We start from the raw sequence: 19308 nt of genomic DNA on the forward strand, positions 1-19308 counted from the left end.
GCGGAATGCAAGCCATGATACATTAGTATGGCACTACATTCCGTCCCCAGAAACATGATCTCAATGAATTCAATAGGTTAGATGGTGCACCCGTACACAAAATACCCTAAATCCCCACATTCATGTTAAAGATGGGTTAGGAGGAAGGGTGATGGTGACGCGCTTCCACCGGCGTTCCTGCCTCTATCTCGGCTTGGCGCTGCTGGGCCTGACGCTCCTTTCCGGCTGCATTCGGGAGGAGGAGATGCGGCTGGTCTACGCCCAGCGTTGCGCGAGCTGCCACGGCCCCGCCGGCCGGGGCAACGGCCCCATCGCCAAGGCGCTCTCCGCCGAGGTCCCCGATTTCCGCGACACGGTCAACAACCTGGATATCTTCGACATCCGCGCGGTCATCAAAAAGGGCAAGGGCATCATGCCCGCCTTCGAACCCGCCCTGGAGAAGTACCAGATCCAGGACATGGTGCGCATGGTGCGGTTCCTGAGCATGGAAGGCCGTGACCTGGATTGGTGGGAAAAGTTCGAACCCCTCGTCTGGGCTCACTGCTCGGTGCCTTGGCAGTACGTCTACGACACCGGCGGCGCCACCCGCAAGGACAAGTCGTCGTAACGGCACCCCGTCCCACGACGATTCAAGGGGTTGTCGCCTCTCTCAGATGGTGTTTTGACAGCCTGTTCCGCGGGAATGACGTTTCCAGGGCGTCGGCACTGGCGCCCGTTCAGGCGGGCGCCCCGGCGGGCGTGGGGCCCAGTGGCGGAACGGGTTTCTTCGGGCGGATGCTGAGCCCGAAGGCCGCGGCCATGAGTCCCATCCAGCCGCCGGCGAAGAACGCCATCTCGTAGTTGCCCACGTAGTCGTAGAGCAGGCCGCCGCCCCAGGCCATGGCTGATCCGCCCACTTGGTGCGCCAGGAAGATCCAACCATAGATCCGGCCTATGGACTGCTTGCCGAAGGTCTGGCCCGCGAGCATGACCACGGGCGGCACCGTGGCGAACCAGTCGAGGCCGTACACGATGGTGAAGAAAAGGAGCCCGGCGGTGTTGTCCACAATGGTCAGGTAGAACAGCGACAACCCCCGCAGCGTGAACACCCCGGCGATCAGCTTCCGGGGGTCGACACGGTCCGCCAGCCAGCCCGAGAACAGCGTCCCGACGATGTTCATGGTTCCCATGAGGCCGATGGCGCCAGCTACGGTGATCTTGTCGAACCCGTTTTCCAGGGCATGGGGAAGCAGGTGGGTGCCGACGAGGCCGTTGGCCGTGCCGCCACAGATGGAGAACACGCCGCACAGGAGCCAGAATGTGGGAGTCTTGATGGCGTCCCGGATGCCCATGACCGGCGCCGCGGTCTTGGGTTCCTCGGTCTTGGCCGCCGTCTTGTCGACCGGCGACGCGGTCACCGCGCCGGGCCCCTGGTTGTAGGGCTCAAGGCCGACGTCCTGCGGATTGTCGCGCATGAGCATCCAGACCAGCAATACGGCCGCGCCGGTGCAGGCAACCAGGATGTAGGAACCCGTGCGCCACCCGGTGTAGGTGATCACCCAAAGCATGAACGGGATGAAGACGATCTGACCCGTGGAACTGCCGCTGCTGAGAATGCCCACCGCTTGCCCGCGCCGGGCGTTGAACCACCGGTGCGCCACCGAAGCCGAGAGCACACCGGACATGCCGCCGGCCCCCAGTCCTACCATGACCCCCCAGGTCAACCAGAATTGCCACAACTGCGAGACGAGAGTGGTGCACAGCAGACCCACGGAGAGCAGGGTGAGCGAGGTCAGCATGACCCTGCGCGGCCCGTACTTGTCCAGGACCCAGCCTACGATCGGGGCGGCCACGCCGTAGAGCAGGAGGTTGATGGAGATGCCGAAGGTGATGGCCGACCGCGTCCAGCCGAAGTCGGCTTCCAGCGGATGGATCAGCACCGTGGGAACCACGCGGATGCCGGCGCCGTTGAAGCTCGCGAAGAAGGTCACCGCCACGATGAGCCAGCCGTAGTGGAACGGCAGCGATAGGGGCGGACGCGCCTTGGCGTCCGGGGTCGCGGGGTGGTTCATCCGGTTTCCTTTTCCGCGGGAGCCTGGTGCGTGCGTCACACGAGGCCGCACTGGAAGATAGAGACGGGGACCGCTCCGAGGACGATCCCCGTTGAATGACGACGGCTACTTCGGCAACGCGTCGCGCATGGCCTGGGTGTACCTGCTGTAGGTCTTCACGTAGTTGTCCAGATCAGCCTGCGCCACCTTGGAATCGCCGGGGACGATGGGGCTCTTGGACTTGGCCAGGAACTCCTTGTATTCCGGATCGGTCATGGCCTTCATGAACAGATCTTCCAGGATCTTCTTCCTGTCGTCGGGCAGGCCCGGCGGCGCCACGATGCTGCGGCCCACGTAGAGGCGCAGGTCGATCCCCTTCTCCTGGGCGGTCGGCGTGTCCGGGGCGTTCACCGGCCTCTCGTTATGCAGGTGAAGGACCGGCCTCACGTCGCCCGACGCGATGTAGGATGCCGTGGTGGGGTGATCGATGGGTTGCAGGTACACGTCGAAGTCGTTCCGGATCATGGCCGGTATGCCTTCGCTGGTACCGCGGTAACCGGACACCACATCCATGTGGATGCCGAGTTCCTTGGCCGTCACGAAAGTCGGTATCCAGCGCGACACGCCGATGCCTTCCACTCCCCACTTCACCCGTTTCGCCCTTCGGAGATCCTCCAGCGTGTGGAAGCGGGAGTTCTTGCCGACGATGAGGCTGTAAGGCTCGGCCCCGACCCGGGCGATGTTGACGAACTTGGTAACGTCGTAGCCCGTCTTGTCCGCGCCGCTGATCAACTGCTTGCCGAGCATGCCGTCGGTGAACAAGTGCCCCAAGGTGTAGCCGTCGGGCTTGGCCCTGTACATGGCCACCGTGCCGATGACCAGTCCCCCGCCGGTGATGTTCTTCACGATGACATGGACATCCTCGGGCAGGTACTTCCGCATGGTGCGACCGATGGCCCGGGCCAACCGGTCGAAGCCCCCGCCGGGCGAGCCCGCCACGATGATGGTGATGTTCTTCTTGGGAAAGTCCGCCGCCGTCACCGTGGCCGGCTGTGCGAACGCCGCCAGAGTCAACAATACCGCTATGGCAATCCACCTTTTCATGAAAGAACTCCTGTAGCTTGGGGGCCGGATTTCCCCGATTTTTCGGGGTGTTCCAGGAAACACCATCCGGAGGCGTGTTGTCAAACACCAGATTTTAGGCGTATTTCTGACGCAGCACACCAGAGTCGTGTCCCTTAATCGTGTCCCTTAATATCGTGCGGCGATTCAGGAGGGAGCCGAATGGAGATCCGCAAAATCGTCACCGTTGTCGAGGAAACCCGGCGCGAACTCGGCCGGCCGGTGGAGCCCGCGACGCGTCAGGCCGCGGCCATCGCCGTCATCGCCAACCCCTACGCCGGAGTCCACGACGACAAACTCGAAGAGCTGCAGCAGGCGGGTGCGGAACTCGGCGGGCTGCTCGCCCAACGCGCCATCGCCGCGCTGGGGATCGACGGCGCGGCCGTCCACAGCTACGGCAAGGCCGCCATCGTCGGCGAGAACGGCGAGCGCGAGCACGCCGCCGCGGTGATGCACCCGCGCCTCGGCCGGCCCGTGCGCGAGATCGTCGGGCCGGCGCGCTCGGTGATGCCCTCCACCACCAAGATCGGCGGTCCCGGGACCGCCATCGATTGCCCGCTGCACCACAAGGACGACGTCTGGAAGTTCAGCCACTTCGACTCCATGCAGGTCTCCGTGCCCGACGCCCCGCGCGCCGACGAGATCGTGGTGGTCCTGGCCGTCAGCGACTCGGGCCGCCCCTTCCACCGGGTCGGCGAGGACCTGGCCGCCGCCGACGTGATGGCGAAGAAGGAATAGGCGACCTGTGCCGCGACCGGAGGAGCCATGTCACGGGTAGTCATCGACGTCCACGCCCACTTCACCCCGCCCGAGTGGATCCAGGGAATGCGCCGGGCCGGCGCCGGCCATGGCTGCCACATCGAGGAGGACGCGTCGGGCCGCCTGTCCCTGCGTGTCGGGGACGGCCGTCCCGCGGCGCTGCAGCCGTTTCTTTCGGACCTGCCGGCGCGGGTGAGCACCATGCGGACGCGGGGGCTCGACCGCCAGGTGTTGTCGCCGCCCATGACCATCGTGACCTACCAGTTGGAAAGCGTGCACGGGCAGGCGGTGGCGCGGCTGTTCAACGAGACCAACGCCGAGGCGGCGCGCGGCGAGCCGGGGTTGATCCCGGTGGCCACGATTCCCATGCAGTCGAGCCGGGCCGCGGTGGAGGAACTCCGCTACGCGGTGGACGCGCTGGGCATCCGCATGGTGGAGATCGGCACCCACATCAACGGGACCAACCTGGACGACGAGGCGTTCCGGCCATTCTTCGAGTGCGCCGCCGACCTGGGCGTGTTGGTGCAACTGCATCCGCACCGCGTGGCCGCGGCGGAGCGGCTGAGCCGGCACTACATGAACAACCTCGTGGGCAATCCCGTGGACACCGCCATCGCCGCGGCATCCCTGATCCTGGGCGGCGTGATGGAACGCTTCCCGTCCCTCAACATCTGCCTGGTGCACGGCGGCGGCGCCCTGCCCTATCTCCTGGGCCGCGTCATCCACGGCCATGGCGCGGTGGACGCGGCGCGCGCGGTGCCGGGCAATCCGGAAACGTATTTCCGCCGCTTCTACTTCGACACCATCCTGCACGACCCGCGCATGCTCGCGTTCCTGTGCCAGCTTGCCGGCGAGGAACGTCTCCTGCTGGGCACGGACTATCCCTACGACATGGGCGAGACGGATCCACTGGGGCTGCTGGAGCGCGCCGGGTTGGGCGAATCGGACGCGGTTTGCGGAGGGAACGCGGCGCGGCTCCTGGGACTGGATGCCCCACCCCGCCACCCGGACCCCGGATCAGGTCCGGGGTGACAGAACGGCGGCCCGGGTGACGCAACGCGGTCCGTGGTCGCGGACAGAGGGGGACCGGCGCTACTCGATGCGGTTCTCGATGGGCGGCAGCGAGCGCAGGTAGACCGCGACGGCGGTGAGGTCTTCGTCGGTCATGTGCTCGTAGCCATGGATGATGACCCGCTCCATGAGGCCCTGGACGTTGTCGCCGTCGGGCTTGTAGCTGCTCTTCAATAGCTCCACCATGTCCTCCACCGACCAGTCGCCCGCCCCGGTCTCGTTGTGCGCGGTGATGTTGGGGGCGGTCTCGCCCTCGGGGCCGTCGGCGCTGCCGGCCATGAACAGCTCCCGGTCGAGTCCGCCGGCCCAGTCCCGCGGCGTGTGGCACTCGCCGCAGTGGACGACGGCGTTGACCAGATAGGCGCCGCGGTTCCACTGAACCGGCTTGCTCGGATCGGACGTCCACGGGCCCTCCTCGAAATAGCGCCACTTCCATCCCGCCAGCAGAAAGCGCCAGCCGAAGGGCGTGGTCAACTCGGGCGCGCGGTTTTCCTTGCGCACGGGCTTCACCGTGGACAGGTAGGCCTTGAGAGCGAGGATATCCTCGTCGGTCATGTGCGTGAACGAGGTGTAGGGAAAGGCCGGAAACAGGTGCTCGCCGTCGCGGCCGATGCCCTGGCGCATGGCCCTGAGGAACTCTTCGTCGCTCCAGCCGCCGATGCCGGTCTCCGGGTCCGGCGTGATGTTGGTGCTGTAGATGGTGCCGAAGGGGACCTCGATGGCGTAGCCCCCGGCAAGCTCCCCGCCCTTGTTCTTGAAATCGGTGTGACAGGCGATGCACAGCCCGGCGCGGGCGAGGTACGCGCCCCGCGCCACGGGATCGTCCGCGGCGCCGGTGCCCGGCGCCCACGCCAGGAGCATCGGCACCAACCCGGCGAGCAGATATGCCAAGGTGCGTTGACCGGCGCGCATGGACGGAAGACCCTCCTCTCTCCTCTCGCGTCACCCGTTGCGGCACACGAAGAGCTGCCTCGGGCAGTCGTGCATGTTCTCCAGTCCGGTATCCGTCACGCGCATCATCTCGCCGAACTGGACGCCGCGCAACCCGTCATCGGTGACGACGTTGGGCTGGATGACGAGGCACATGTTCGTCTGGAAGCGGAAGTCCGGCGGCACGCCGCGTTGGGTCTTGTGCGTGCGCAGGATCGGCGGCAACTGGCTGGCGCCGTGGACCACGTCGTCATACACGGTGAAGCCGCGTTCGTGCACCACGTCCGCGGCCTGGAGCACCTCTTCGGTCCCGGCGCCCGCCTTGATGACGCCGGCGATGCGGTCGAAGGCCTCCATCGCGGTGTCGTGGAGCCGTTGATACTCGGGCGTGGGATCCTCGCCGATGGTGAAGGTGCGCAGCACCTGTCCGGTGTAGCCGGCGTAGTTGGTGCTGATCTCCGTGACGAGCACGTCGCCCTTCCGCAGGATGCGGTTGGACAGGTGCTGCTGCGGCACGCCGCCCTTGGGGTCATGCATGGAGGTGGTGATCATGAAGTGGATGCCGTTGATGCCGCCCTTTCCCAGGTAGACGTCCTCGACGATGCGCGCCAGCTCGTGCTCCGGGATGCCGGGGCGCGCGTGCTCGGCCAGGGCCGCCACCGAGTCGTCGCTCATGGCCGAGGCTTGGCGCAGCCGCTCGATCTCCTCGTCGCTCTTGACCTGGCGCTGGTCGCGCATCTCGGCGCTGAAGTCCGACCACTTCACGCCCGGCAACGCTTCCACCAGCCGCAGGTAGTGGCGGTAGGGAACGCTGCCGCACAGGCCCACCGAGCCCTTCTCGAGCCCGCGGTCCTTCAGGTTCTCCAGCACCCGCGGCACCGAATCCACCGAGCCCGTGGGGCTCGAGCCGCCGAAGCGCACGTCGTCGATGAGGGCCATGCGCCTGGCGTTGGGCAGATGGTTGGACAACTGGACGAACAGCGTGGGCTCGCCCGCGCCCGGGTAGATGAAGTAGGCCTCGCTGGTGGTGAGCCAGTTGCACAGGTAGTGGATGTCCGGCGCCGCGCGGCTGCCGTAGAAGACCACGGCGTCCAGGCCCATGCGGTCCATGCGCGCCTTGACCGCCGCGTGGCGGCGTTCGTACTCCGCGTCGGAAAAACTCAGGTAGTTGGGATCACAAGCCATGAAGTTCCTCCGTCAGATCTACGTGGTGGCCAGTCCGGGCCTCGGCGGAGGCAGCAGTCTCGGCTGCGACCCTTCCTTCGTGATGGCCATCGACATGATTGCGGCCAGCACGGCCAGCACCGCGCCGGTGAGGAACGAAGGCACGTAGTCGCCGAACACATCGTACGCGATGCCGCTGCCCTGGGCCATGGCGGCGCCGCCCAGTTGGTGCGCCAGGAAGATCAGGCCGTAGATGCTGCCCACCGAGTTCTTGCCGAAGGTGTTGCCGGCGATGGCGACCACCGGCGGCACCGTCGCGAACCAGTCCAGGCCGTAGATCACGGCGAAGAGGAACATGCCCGCGGGGCCGGTGACCGACGGCAGGATGAACAGCGACACCGCCCGCAACGCATAGATCCAGGCCAGCACCTTGCGCGGGTCCATGCGGTCACAGAGCCACCCGGCCCCCATGGTACCGACGAAGTTCAGGCCGGCCATGATCCCCACGGTGATGCTGGCCACCTGGTGGCTGATGCCGATGTCGAGGGCGTGCGGGATCATGTTGGCCCCGATGAGACCGTTGGAGGTCCCGCCGCAGATGGCGTAGGCGCCGGCCAGGAGCCAGAAGGTGCGCGTCCGGAGCGCGTCCCGCACCGTGGTGCTCGTCACCAGCGCCGCGCCGCCCGGTTTCGCGGCCGCGGCGGCGTTGGCCTCCGACTCGCCCAGCGCCTCCTCCCCCATCTCGGCGGGGTCGTTGCGCATGAGCCACCACACCAGCAGGAAGGCCACCACCGCCACACCCGAAAGGGCCATGGCCGCCACGCGCCAGCCCCAGGCCACGATGAGGCTCAGCACCACCGGGATGAAGATGAGCTGTCCGGTGGAGCCGGCGCTGTTCAGCAGGCCCAGCACCACGCCGCGATGGCGCACGAACCAGCGGTGGGCGACGCTGGCCGCCAGCACCGACGAAATGCCGCCCGCGCCGGTGCCGACGATCAGGCCCCACACCACCAGAAACTGCCATAGTTCGTTGATGAACGCGGTGGCTCCCGCCCCCACCGCCAACAGTGTCAGCGCCGCGAGCATCACCAGCCGCGGTCCCCGGCGGTCCTGGAAGCGCCCGGCGAAGGGGCCGATGGCGCCGTAGAGCACCAGGTTGATGGACACGGCGGCGTTGATCGCGCCGCGGCTCCAGCCGAAGTCCGCCTCCAGCGGCCGCACGAAGGTCTGCGGCGCGGCGCGGATACCCGCGGCCAGAAGCGACGCCGTGAAGGTCGTCGCCACCACCACCCAACCGTAGAAGAAGCGGACGTTGAGCGGTTTGCGGGGCCGCGGTTTCGACATGTCGGGTGTTGTGATCATCTATGGCCGCGTTGTTCCTTCTCGCGTGGTCGGGCTACGGACGGGCAAACCCCGCCCGCGAACGGCGTCCTTCGAAATGGCGTCCTTCGACTTCGCTCCGCTCAGGACGAACGGAAACAGGTCCCGAAACCACTCGTCCTGAGCGTAGCGGAGCGAAGTCGAAGGACGCCAGCTAGGCGCGTGGCCCCAGAGCCTCCACTGTGCTCTCGTAGTCCTCCAACCGCGGCAGCAGCAGCGCGTGTCCCACTCCGGCCTCGCGGTATTCGGCGATGCGCCGGCGGCACGTCGCGCCGTCGCCCAGCAGGTAGAAGCCCTCCACCATCTCCTCGGTGATGAGCCCCACGGCGGCCTTCTCGCCGCGGTTCTCCGCGGTGGCGCGAAGTTCGGGCAGGATGCCGGGATCGAAGCCGCCGCGCTCCAGCAGGACTTCCCCCACGAACGGCTCGGCCAGGAGCCGCACCATGCGCTCCTTGAGGGCCGGCAGCATGCGCCCCGGGTCATCGGTCATCCGCACGATCAACATGCACGCGATGTCGATGGCCGCCGGGTCGCGTCCCGCCTGCCGGGCCGCGTCGGAGATTTCCCGCACCGCGTAGCGCACGTAGGCGGTGGGAACGTAGGCGTTGAGCAAGCCCCCGTCGGCCACCGCGCCGGCGAGCCGCAGCGCCTTGGGGCCGATGGCGGCCAGGTAGATGGGCAGGCTTTCCTGCGCCGGTTTCACCGCCAGCCGAACGGCATTGAGGTCCCAGTAGCCGCCCGCGCCGCTCACGCGCTCGCCCGCCAGGAGCTGCCGGAGCTGTGCCACCGTCTGCTTCATGTGGTCGAGGGGCCGCTCGTAGGGCATCCCCATGCGCCCCTCGATCATCCACTTGTCGCTCCGTCCCAGCCCCAGGAGGAAGCGCCCGCCGGAGATGCGGTCCAGGGTCGCCGCGGACATGCCCAGCAGGGCGGGGTTGCGCGTGTAGGGATTGGTGACGCCAAGACCGAGCCGGATGCGCGTCGTGGCGGCCGCCAGGAACCCCAACAGCGAGAAGGTTTCCTCGTGGAAGTAACGCTCCGTCACCCACAGGGAGTCGAACCCGGCCTCTTCCGCGACGTGGGCATAGTTCCTCAACTCATCGCCGGTGTCGATGCCGTGATAGAGGACCATTCCGAGTCGTGACATGGAGGAGTCTAGATACCCGTTCCCGCCCGCTTGAGGCGCGGGTCCAGCACGTCGCGGAGGGCGTCGCCCAGGAGGTTGATGCCCAGCACGGTGATGAAGATGGACAGCCCCGGAAAGAGCGCCAGCCACCACGCCGTGCTGATGTAGATGCGGCCGTCGGCGAGCATGGTGCCCCAGGTGGGGATCTCGGGAGGCACGCCCAGACCCAGAAAGCTCAGGCTGGCCTCGGAGATGATGGACGAGGCCATGGCGAAGGTGCCGATGACCAGCGACACCTGGATCAGGTTGGGGATGATGTGGCGCGCGATGATCTGGGCGTCACTCGCGCCCAGCGACTTGGCCGAGATGACGAATTCGCGCGCCTTGAGGGACAGGCTCTGCCCCCGCGTCACGCGGCAGTACTGGATCCAGCGTTGCGCCACCAGGGCCAGGATCAGGTTGAACAGGCCCTGCCCGAGGAACGCCATGATGGTCAGGGCCAGCAGCAGCGGCGGGAAGGCCCATACCACCTCCACGAACTTCTGGATGGTGAAGTCGACATTACCGCCGAAGTACCCCGACGTGGCTCCCAGAATCACGCCCACGAAGCCGGAGATGAACACCACCGCGAAGGCGATCAGCAAGGAGACCCGGGCGCCGAAGACGATGCGGCTCAGGATGTCGCGGCCGAGGTTGTCGGTACCGAGAAAGTGAGGGCCCCAGAACCACTGGGGCCCATGCAGCATGGTCTCCAGACTCTGCTGGTTGGGGTCGAACGGCGCCACGAAGGGCCCGAGGGCGCCGGCGATGATGAAGATCAGCACGACCGAACCGCCCAGGTAGACCTTGGTGCGCATCCACGGACGCCACCACTGGCTGCGGGGCTTCGCGCGGCCGGGGTCCGGCGTGCCGGTGTCAATACCGTATTCTTGGGTCGATGACTGCATAGAGCACGTCGATCAGAAAGTTGATGGCGACAAACGCCAACGTGTACACGAGCACCAGCCCGGTCACCAGCGGATGGTCGCGCGCGTTCAGCGCGATGACCAGCAGGCTGCCGCTGCCGGGCCACGAGAAAACCGTCTCCACGATAATCGAACCGCTCAGGAGCGTGCCGAGTTCCAGCCCCACCACGGTAATCACCGGGATCAGGGCGTTGCGCACGACGTGGCGCCACAGCACCTTGCGCTCCATCAGCCCCTTGGCGCGGGCCGTGGTCACGTACTCCTCGTGCATGACCTCCAGCACCGACGACCGCGTCACGCGCATGAGGATCCCGAGCATGTTGGAGCCCAGGGCCACGGCCGGAAGGAAGACGTGCTCCAGACCGTCACGCACGCCGGCCCAGTTACCCTGGATGGCGCTGTCGACGATGTAGAAGCCGGTGATCCGGGCACCGGCGATGCCGTAGGTGTCCCGCCCCGCGGACGGGAGAATATTCAGTATCCCGGCGAACAGCAGGATCAGCATGATCCCGAACCAGAAGCTGGGCATGCTGATGCCGAACAGGCCGAAAGTCGTGCCGGTATTGTCTATCCACGAGTTGGGCTTGGCCGCGGCCCACACCCCTAACGGGATGGCGAAGATGATGGCGATGATAACCGAGGCGGTGGCCAGCTCGAGCGTGGCCGGGACGCGGCTGAGGATCACGTCCAGCACGGGCTCATCGTACTTGAAGGAGCGGCCGAAGTCCCCCTGGGCCGCCGACATGAAGAACTTGAAGTACTGGACGTAGACGGGCTGGTCGAGCCCCCACCTTTCCCGGGCCTGGTCGATGTCCTCCTGGGTGGTGTCCTCGCCCAGGAGCATGAGCGTCGGATCGCCGGGAGCGGCCTGGATCAGCAGGAAGACCAGCAGGCTGATGAGCACCATGACCGGGATGGTCCCGACCAAGCGGCGAAGCAGATAGGTTCCCATGGGGCGGTCTCTCGAAAAACCTACGATCTATGACATAGGCGTGGGGATTTCAAGGACCGGTGGGGGTGTGCGATGGGTGTCAAGAATGAGCCACGGGAAACGGCGTATCGACTTGGGAACACCACCATGGACAGAGCGAGGGCAAGGCGGGCTGTCATCCAAGAGAGGATATGGCCATCCCCGCGAACGCGGCCGCGAGATCATCCCGTTTCTACGCGCCCATCCCCGTATGGTACGGACCCAGGGTGGGCGAGCCTATTGCCGACCTGGAATGGGAAACGGCTCTACGGCCAACTCCCCCCGAAGGCGGCCGTGAGGTCGTTTCGTTTGAGCGTACCGCCCATCCCGTCATGGTGAGCGCCGAGGAACACTCCCGTCACCACGCCGTCGTCGCCGCCGGTCTGCACGAATGTGTTCCCGCGCACGGTGATGGCGTATTCGAGGTCGCCGTCTCCCCAGAGCTCGCCGGTGCCCAACTCGCCAAGGCTCCCTGCCCAGGACTCGAGTTCGCTGAACTCAAGCTCTCCATCGAACGAGCGGGCATCCACCAACAAGGACGCCCGCCCCACTACCGCTCGATCGCCGGGGGTGAGTCCCAAAAGAAAGCCCGACCACGACAATATGCCTCGTGTACCGTAGGGCCATTCGTCCTGGAAATCGAGGAAGGGTACGATGCCCATTGCCCACGGTTGCACCAACCCATTCCGTGCCACAACGCCGAAATAGACAGGATACCGCGGAATACACTCGGCTTCTGGCGGACACGGCCCTGTGTGCGGGAAAGCCGACCGTCAAGATTTTCCGATAGCTCCGACCACGATCCCAAGTTCTCGTATATCCGTTCTGTCGGCGTGCCCGGCGCGAGCCATCCGTACACGGCGAGCAGCGCGGTCGCGGTCGAGTGGATGGAGCACGTGTCCGGGAACGCCCTCAGGCGGGTTGTTCGTCACCGTATCGGGATACCGAGCTCCGTCCGGGTGGTTACGCCCGAGAGTGTGAAGGAGAGAGTGTGAAGGAGTTGGTGCACGATACTGACCGACCGGGGCTGAAAGCCGCCCTGTGCTCCCGGTGTCGTGTCGATCCAGACACGACCCGACACGAGCGGATGCCGAGGATCGAACCAACGCTGCGCAAAGCCGCCTTCGTAGCGCCCGTGGAGAGCTGTATCGGGCCAGTCTTCGCGCGGCCGGAAATCGATCAGGATTTCGCCGTCCGCCGGCCGTCCCGTGCTCCCCGTCGCCAACTCCTTCGCGAATCGCAATTTCCAGGCATCCGGTAACGAAGCGTTGATCAGTTGAACCGCATGAATCGCTTCCTCGACCATTTCCCGACTGGCCCCTTCAACTACCCGAACGATGGAGGCTCCGCGCCGAATCGCCGGACTCGACCGTCGATACCGGCATCATCGGCCAAGTAGCGAGCAAGCTGCCCGATGCCGTCCCAACGAGTACTGTGGGACAGCGTCACGGCTCACCCTGAGGCCCCTGTGCACCTCGGGAACCCGCAGGACCACGCTCACCCTGGGGTCTACCCCCGGCGGTCCGGCCGGACCTTCCGGCCCCGCTACGCCACTCGCGTTCAACGACTGCAACGCGACCGCCATAGCTGCGATAGCCGGTGGTATGCTCGTGACCGAGACCGCTATTCTTCCAAGTGCCAACAAAGTGCTATTGGCGATGTTCTCTGATTCGCGACTTCTCAGCCGCCTCTGCAACGTCGCCCTCGCTCGTCTCGTTCGCTGATGTCATGGCTCATCCCTCTTACGGTTCAACTGTACTTCGATCCGTATTCATGGTAGTGGCGCTGGACGCAAGTGTATTCTCAGGGTGCGGCAAGCCCAAGGCGATTATCGAGGTGGAAGACCGGCATCGTTCTGGCCAGGCGAACGGAGCAGACAGGTTCCTACGGGGAAGTCGGTCGGTGAACCGACTCCTCCGACCTCTCGATCGAGAGGGTGTGGCACCGTGCCAAGGGACTCCTCCTGGCGGGTTCCCCAAGGACCGTATTGGGGAACAGCTTACCGTCCAAAGGGTTGCGGCCAGGGTGTGCAGGAGGGGTCATGTACGATGCACTTCCCCGGCGCTGGGTCGCTGGGTTTGGCGTGCCACCATCGGGCGAGACTCTTTGGAGGACGTTCGTACCGACGTACGAAAGGTCAGCGGCGCCAGCACACTCTCCCTAGACCTAAAGCGGTGAGTTTTGCAAGAGCGGACGAGAATCGTCAGAGCCGAAAACCGGCGCCTACCCGGAAGCTAGTCAATCAGAAGCGCGGCGCTCAGTCTCCCGCCGAAGGCCGCCGTGAGATCATCCCGTTTCAATACACCGCCCATGCCTAGGTGGTCCGGACCCAGGAAGCCACCCTCGACCACACCGTCATCGCCGTCAATCTGCACGAAAGCGTTCCCGGACACGGTGATGCCGTAGTCGAGGCCGCCTTCTCTCCACGGCTCTCCGGAACCCAATTCGCTCGGAGGTCCGAACCAGGACTCTAGCCTGCTGAATCTAAGCGCTGAACGCCTTCCGTCCACATGCGGGGCATACACAATGAGGCTCACATCGCCCGCCACTGATTGATTGTCAGGCGAAAATCCAACGAGTCGGCCATACCAAATGAAGGCATCAGAACCACCGGAGAAGTCCAGAGGCGCGGAAGACTGCTCAGGACCAGTCACCCACGGTTCCACCGACCCGTTCCAAGCCGCAACGCCGAAAGTGACGGAATACTGATTGTATCCCGCTTCGACCTCCGTAGGAAACCTGCCCACAAAGTGCTTCGAATGCTCTGACCACGGCCCCAAGTCCTCGGTTTCTCCCCTAGTCCCAAAGTACACCCTTATACCGCTATGCTCATGAAGCAAACTCATCGACTCCAGCTCTCCGGGTTCCCACAGAGGAAAAGGCCCCGGCTCTCTGGAACCTGTCCCGCAACCCGCGAGCCAAAGCACCGCTAGCAAACAAACGGATATTCTCAGGTAAAGCACCCTGTTGCCCAGTGTACTGCACCGGGCAACACACCTACGTACACCGTCGATTATTCGCATTGGCGAAGCCTCCAACCGGTCGCTGCCACCGTTCTCTTCGTTACCGTCTCCCCAGAGGTCGTTGCTGCGCACGTCGCCCGGTCGTCTCGCCCAGGACTCCAGATCGTCGAACTCGAGAGGTCCGTCCAGGGACAATGACATCTTCAGGATCTGCAAATCCAGGGGGACCACATATCCCCTTCTTCTCACCGACACGCGCGGGCGCGGCGAGTTTGTGTCATCATGAAACCGACGGTGTTTCCTTAAAGCGGCAACATTTCCGAATCGGAATATATGCCTTACGAGTGGAAATTGATCAAGTCGAGTTCTGTTTCTTGTAACCTGCGGAGGTGGTGGACAGAGGAGTACCAACTCCACGCTCCCCTTCTTGTGCCGATCCGATCCCGCCCTGATGTCCCAACCCCACCCGAGGGCGCCTACCCAGGATCTCGGCCTTGACGCCAAGCTGAACTACTCATGGGTGGGGGAGAAGGACGGGGGGCTTCACAGTCACTCGCCTTGGATGCCCGCTTTGAGGCCAAGGGAACGTGCAAAGAGCGCCAACCCTGTCGTGAGCAGCACAATCAACAACATGGTGATGCTGGCCGCTTCCCGATATCCGCCGGAGATTTGGTCCAGCACCAGGAGCGCAAGGGTCCGGGTTTCGGAGGTGGCCAGCAGGATCACGCTCGATGCGGTCCGGGCGGCGAACAAGAAGTTGAGAACTCCGATGAGCACCATGGTCTGCGCCATTAGCGGAAGCACGATGCGGAAGTATGTGTTCCAGAACCCGGCACCAGAGGTCAGGGACGCCTCTTCCATCTCCTTGCCGAGTTGTACGAAGTTCGCCTTCAGAATCTGGGTGGAAAGGGTGATCCCCCCGATGACGGAGGCGATGATGAGAAGAAACAGGCTTCCATAGAACGGACGAAGGAACGGTGTGCCCAGGAACATCCAAAGCAACCCGAGGCCCGCGAGTACGCCCGGCACGGCGGAAGGAAGCCAGCAAATCGTATCCAGAACGCTTCGTCCCGGAAGGCGCGTGCGGACTACGATGTATGCGATTAGAGAGAAGAAGATCGACCCCACGCCGGCTGAACACATGGCGATGATCAGGGTGTTCTTCAACGCCAACAAGAGCCGCGGATCGCTCAGGGCCATGCGCCAGTACTCCAGGGTCCAGGTGTGAGGCAAATCAAAGAAGCCGAAGCGAACCATCAGGCTCCCGCCCAGGGCGCTCAGAATCGGGACGCCCACCGCCAGCAGGCAGATGAACCCCATGCTCGCGGCCGCCAGGAGCCTTGACGGGCCCAGTTCGATCAACTTGTGTCGGAAGCGGCCGGTGACGGTGGTGTACAGGCGTGAGGCGATGAGCCTTCGCTGCAACGGGATGAATACGGCCAGGAAGACCAGAATGATGCTTCCCAGGGCCGCGGCCTGATTGGTCAGCGGCGGCTCCTGCCTGGCCAGATCCACGATCATGGTGGAGTAGACGAAGAAGCCCCACGGCGTGCCGAGCAGTAGTTCCGTTTCAAATGACTCGAACAGCCGCACCAAACCGAGGAGCAGGACCACAACCAGGATCGGCGGCATCACCGGCAGCGTCACTCTGAACATGGTCTTCACCGTGCCGGCGCCGCACAACATGCTTGCTTCCTCCATTGCAGCGTCCATCCTGCGGAACGCCGGCGTAAGGAGCATGACCTTGGTGTCCAGTCCGCCGATGGTATGGACCCAGACGATTCCCCAGAAGGAATAGATATCGAAGGGCTTCACGCCAAGGCAGTAGTCCGACCAGGTGTTCACCAACCCGAAGTCGGGATCCAGCAGCAGCATCCATCCGTGGGTCGCGGCCACGCCTGGCAACATGAAGGAAATCCAGAAGAGGAACTCGAAGCCGCGGGCCATGGGAATGTCGGTGCGCGCCAGGATCCAGGCGAGGAAGACTCCGATCGGAAAGGCGATGGCTTGGCGCACGAGCGTCAGGTGGAACGTGTTCCGGAGCGCCTCTCTGACGCCGGGCTCCGTGAACGCCTCCTTCCTGTGGTCCTCTCAAAACTCAAACCGACCGGCAACGTACCCACCACCGCGTACGTTGGGAGAGGGATCCCCTCCGCCGCCGGTACCTGCAAAGCGCGAATTCTCCGATTACGAAACCATGACTGACTTGGTCCGCCAACTTCCGCAAACATTGGTATGGACGGCGTGGCTGTGGTTTCCGTATGAACGTTCGAAGGAGGCCCGACTAAATTGTCCTGAACAGCCCGAACCTGAATATCGTATTGCGTCCCCCACACCAACCCGGAAAGCCGCTCGTAGTTGTAGGTTCCGAACTGGTCAGCCCACACACCCCATTCGACTTCTCCTGTTTCGCGGTACCGATACTGGTATCGGTCTGCATCGATGACGGGATCCCACCAAAGGCCTATGGATGCTTCAGTCACGCCGACCAACGTCCGCAGATTCCGTGGCGCCGTGAGCCGCGCCCTCGTTGACGTTGCCAGCGCCGCCGTGTAGGTGCTCTGTCCAACGCTGTTCTCCGCCCGCACGTCAATCCAATAGTTCGTGCCCGCTACCAATCCCGTAATAGTCACCTTCGGCCCCGTTGAGGTTACCGCCGGATCGGTGTCCGTCATGTCGTCATCAGTGGAATACCGCCAGCGAAAACGCGTCGCCGGACCCCCTTTCCGTGGTCCACTGCGACCGAAATCGCATTCCCTGCCCGTTTGACCATTCTCAATTTTATTGGCCGGCCCGGAGTTGCAGTCGCTGGAGTTAGGGTCCACGCGTACCTATAGTCGTCGGACCCCTGGCTGTTGGTGGCCGTGATGATGATGATTCCGGACCCCGGCATCTTGGGCCGCCCGGAGATTTGCCGCGTCGTTGCCTCAAACGCAATGCCCACTGGAAGCCCGGTCGCACTATACGTCGGCTCCGGACCTCCGGTGGCCTTCGGGGCTTCGAGGGTGGCGATGCTTACACCCTCCGCCCACGACTGAGCTGTTCCGCCGACGGCGGGGAACATTGGCGCCGCCAGGGTGATCACTTTCACCTCTTTTGTTGCGATGCCATCACCTTGCGCGTTCTGGGCGACGACCCAATACCACAAGGTTTCGCCATCTCCCAAGCCCGTGTGTGCATAGGTGGTGCCGGTGGTGGTGCCGGTGACGACCCCCCAGTTATCCGCGTTGCCCCGGAAGACTCTGTAACCGGTGATGGCACTACCACCGGTGATCAACGGAGCGCTCCAACTCAAATCGTTTCGTCTTACCCCAGCTGTTACACTGAATGACTGAACTACATCCGGACCCACGTTGGGCGCATTGTCTGCCGGCCCGTAGAGGTGCCAAGTTCCTATTGTGTCGCCATTTGCGGGTTGTTTGTCCGTATCAGTACTGACGACACCGAACATGATTTGTTGCGCATCCGGGGGGTGCAAAAGTCCCAGGAAATGTCCGATCTCGTGTTCGGGTAGCGTAAGGCGCAAATCATCGAAGCGGCTTTCCCTGAAACCAATGAATACACCGTCTGTCAAGGGCTTCAAGGAACCGTTTGCCCGCCCCACGGTGTCCTCTAGCAGAAAATTCGTCTGGTACCCGAATCGTAAATTGACATCTTCCGCGTCAGCCCGTTTCAGGAACCGAAAATTGCCTATATCCGTCCATTTCAGAAGGGCCGATTCACAAAACAGCAAGTGGACATCGCTCAATGCTTTGTCGATGTCTTCTTGTCTGTCGTCGTCGGCAAGCGCTTCCGTTGCGTTGGACCACGTAAAGACTCTACCCGGACGGTTGTCCCAAGGCGGTCCATAGCTGCGTTCGTTTACGCAGTAGGCATAGCTTCGCGATCTTTTCGGGATAACTGTCGATGGTCCCTTTCCCGTTTGCGGTTGCCTCGGACTTCGCGCCAGTATGGTGATTTCCGCCTCAGCGGAGTCGGCATTTCCGGCGTCGTCGGTGACGGTCAGGCGCACTCGCACCGTTGAGCCGGTGAACGAATGCGCCGCCAGAAAATACGCCGTGGCCTCGTTCGGTCTCACGAGTGTAGCCGATCCGGTTACCACGGCCCAGGCAAAACTCCGGATCGCGTGGTCACCGGGGGACGAACAGGTACCGTCCAGTACCACTACATCTGCCGCTTTTACCCGCTGATCAGCGCCTGCAACGGCCGTCAACCGCGCCGACGCAACCGTCCAATCAATGGTGAATTCGGAGGAACCTTCGCTATTTCTAGCGGCAATGGTACTGGTCCCGGTCCCGTTTGTCGTGGGCGTGCCGGTAATCTGTCTCGTTAGCGAGTCAAAACTCAAGCCGGCGGGCAAACCGGTTGCGGTGTAGGTCGGGTCCGGAACTCCCCCGGCGCGCGGCACCGCATAGGGAACGATTTTGATTGAACGCCACCAACTGCGCGTGATCCTCGGCGATGGAAAGCTAGGTTCTCTCAACGCCGTAGGCGTCCGCAACCTCCACTCGTAAGTATACGAAGCTGAGCCCTGGCTGCTCGTGGCAGTGACGGTGATGACGCCGTTCTCCGAGTCGAGGAACTCGGGACGGCCGCTGATTCGGCGGTTCGCTGGATCAAAGGATAGGCCCAACGGAACTTGGCTTGCAGCGTACGTTGGAACTGGGTAACCGGTAACTGCCGGTACGACTAGTGTAGTGTCTCACAAATAGCTTTACAACAATACGGACATCGTATAAGATCGGGGTCATGTGGAAAACTGCCTCACGATTGCCGATTACCGCAGCTCAGGAGGAGACGTTGCGAAGCTGGCTGCGAGCTCACAATA

At 63.9% G+C, this 19308-nt stretch carries 16 protein-coding genes; 3 read left to right on the forward strand and 13 right to left on the reverse strand.

Annotation, left to right across the window (positions count from 1 at the left end):
• Window positions 1-151: 151 nt before the first annotated feature.
• The gene (locus tag OXF11_21205; protein MCY4489608.1) at window positions 152-607 is read left to right on the forward strand and encodes a cytochrome c; all 456 of its coding nucleotides are present in this window, start codon (window positions 152-154) and stop codon (window positions 605-607) included.
• A 109-nt stretch (window positions 608-716) separates the two neighbouring features.
• Here OXF11_21205 and OXF11_21210 read toward each other — a convergent pair whose 3' ends face one another.
• A complete protein-coding gene (locus tag OXF11_21210) occupies window positions 717-2051 on the reverse strand; it encodes an MFS transporter (protein ID MCY4489609.1) in 1335 nt (444 codons plus the stop codon).
• Window positions 2052-2156: 105 nt separating this feature from the next.
• A complete protein-coding gene (locus tag OXF11_21215; GenBank protein ID MCY4489610.1) occupies window positions 2157-3134 on the reverse strand; it encodes a tripartite tricarboxylate transporter substrate binding protein in 978 nt (325 codons plus the stop codon).
• 180 nt (window positions 3135-3314) lie between these two features.
• Between OXF11_21215 and OXF11_21220 the strand changes: the two genes are divergently transcribed.
• Together OXF11_21220 and OXF11_21225 are read left to right on the forward strand one after the other, a co-directional pair.
• On the forward strand, window positions 3315-3890 hold the full coding sequence (locus OXF11_21220) for an amino acid synthesis family protein (GenBank protein MCY4489611.1): 576 nt from the start codon (window positions 3315-3317) through the stop codon (window positions 3888-3890).
• Between the two features lie 27 nt (window positions 3891-3917).
• Complete coding sequence (locus tag OXF11_21225; GenBank protein ID MCY4489612.1) at window positions 3918-4943, forward strand: amidohydrolase family protein; 1026 nt, start codon at window positions 3918-3920, stop codon at window positions 4941-4943.
• 60 nt (window positions 4944-5003) lie between these two features.
• Here the strand turns inward: OXF11_21225 and OXF11_21230 are convergent, their stop codons facing one another.
• The 11 genes from OXF11_21230 to OXF11_21280 all read right to left on the reverse strand — a co-directional run bounded on the left by OXF11_21230 (window position 5004) and on the right by OXF11_21280 (window position 18963).
• Complete coding sequence (locus OXF11_21230; protein ID MCY4489613.1) at window positions 5004-5894, reverse strand: cytochrome c; 891 nt, start codon at window positions 5892-5894, stop codon at window positions 5004-5006.
• Window positions 5895-5924: 30 nt separating this feature from the next.
• The gene (locus OXF11_21235) at window positions 5925-7097 is read right to left on the reverse strand and encodes a Xaa-Pro peptidase family protein (GenBank protein ID MCY4489614.1); all 1173 of its coding nucleotides are present in this window, start codon (window positions 7095-7097) and stop codon (window positions 5925-5927) included.
• A gap of 18 nt (window positions 7098-7115) precedes the next feature.
• On the reverse strand, window positions 7116-8438 hold the full coding sequence (locus tag OXF11_21240; GenBank protein MCY4489615.1) for an MFS transporter: 1323 nt from the start codon (window positions 8436-8438) through the stop codon (window positions 7116-7118).
• 172 nt (window positions 8439-8610) lie between these two features.
• Window positions 8611-9603, reverse strand: a complete 993-nt coding sequence (locus OXF11_21245; protein ID MCY4489616.1) for an LLM class flavin-dependent oxidoreductase — start codon at window positions 9601-9603, stop codon at window positions 8611-8613.
• Window positions 9604-9611: 8 nt separating this feature from the next.
• Window positions 9612-10439 (reverse strand): ABC transporter permease, encoded by an 828-nt coding sequence (locus OXF11_21250; GenBank protein MCY4489617.1) that lies wholly within the window; start codon window positions 10437-10439, stop codon window positions 9612-9614.
• Between the two features lie 58 nt (window positions 10440-10497).
• Window positions 10498-11499 carry an ABC transporter permease gene (locus OXF11_21255; protein MCY4489618.1) on the reverse strand — a complete coding sequence of 334 codons (1002 nt, stop codon included), beginning with the start codon at window positions 11497-11499 and terminating at the stop codon, window positions 10498-10500.
• A gap of 284 nt (window positions 11500-11783) precedes the next feature.
• Window positions 11784-12194: a hypothetical protein gene (locus OXF11_21260; GenBank protein ID MCY4489619.1), complete on the reverse strand. Its 411-nt coding sequence runs from the start codon at window positions 12192-12194 to the stop codon at window positions 11784-11786.
• A 251-nt stretch (window positions 12195-12445) separates the two neighbouring features.
• Entirely contained in the window at window positions 12446-12823 is a 378-nt protein-coding gene (locus OXF11_21265) for a hypothetical protein (protein ID MCY4489620.1), read from the reverse strand.
• Window positions 12824-13751: 928 nt separating this feature from the next.
• Complete coding sequence (locus OXF11_21270; protein ID MCY4489621.1) at window positions 13752-14897, reverse strand: hypothetical protein; 1146 nt, start codon at window positions 14895-14897, stop codon at window positions 13752-13754.
• A 132-nt stretch (window positions 14898-15029) separates the two neighbouring features.
• Window positions 15030-16355, reverse strand: a complete 1326-nt coding sequence (locus tag OXF11_21275; GenBank protein ID MCY4489622.1) for an ABC transporter permease subunit — start codon at window positions 16353-16355, stop codon at window positions 15030-15032.
• Between the two features lie 796 nt (window positions 16356-17151).
• Complete coding sequence (locus tag OXF11_21280) at window positions 17152-18963, reverse strand: putative Ig domain-containing protein (protein ID MCY4489623.1); 1812 nt, start codon at window positions 18961-18963, stop codon at window positions 17152-17154.
• Window positions 18964-19308 lie beyond the last annotated feature (345 nt).

It is taken from the genome of Deltaproteobacteria bacterium, from assembly GCA_026712905.1.
Lineage (GTDB): Bacteria > Desulfobacterota > Binatia > UBA9968 > JAJDTQ01 > JAJDTQ01.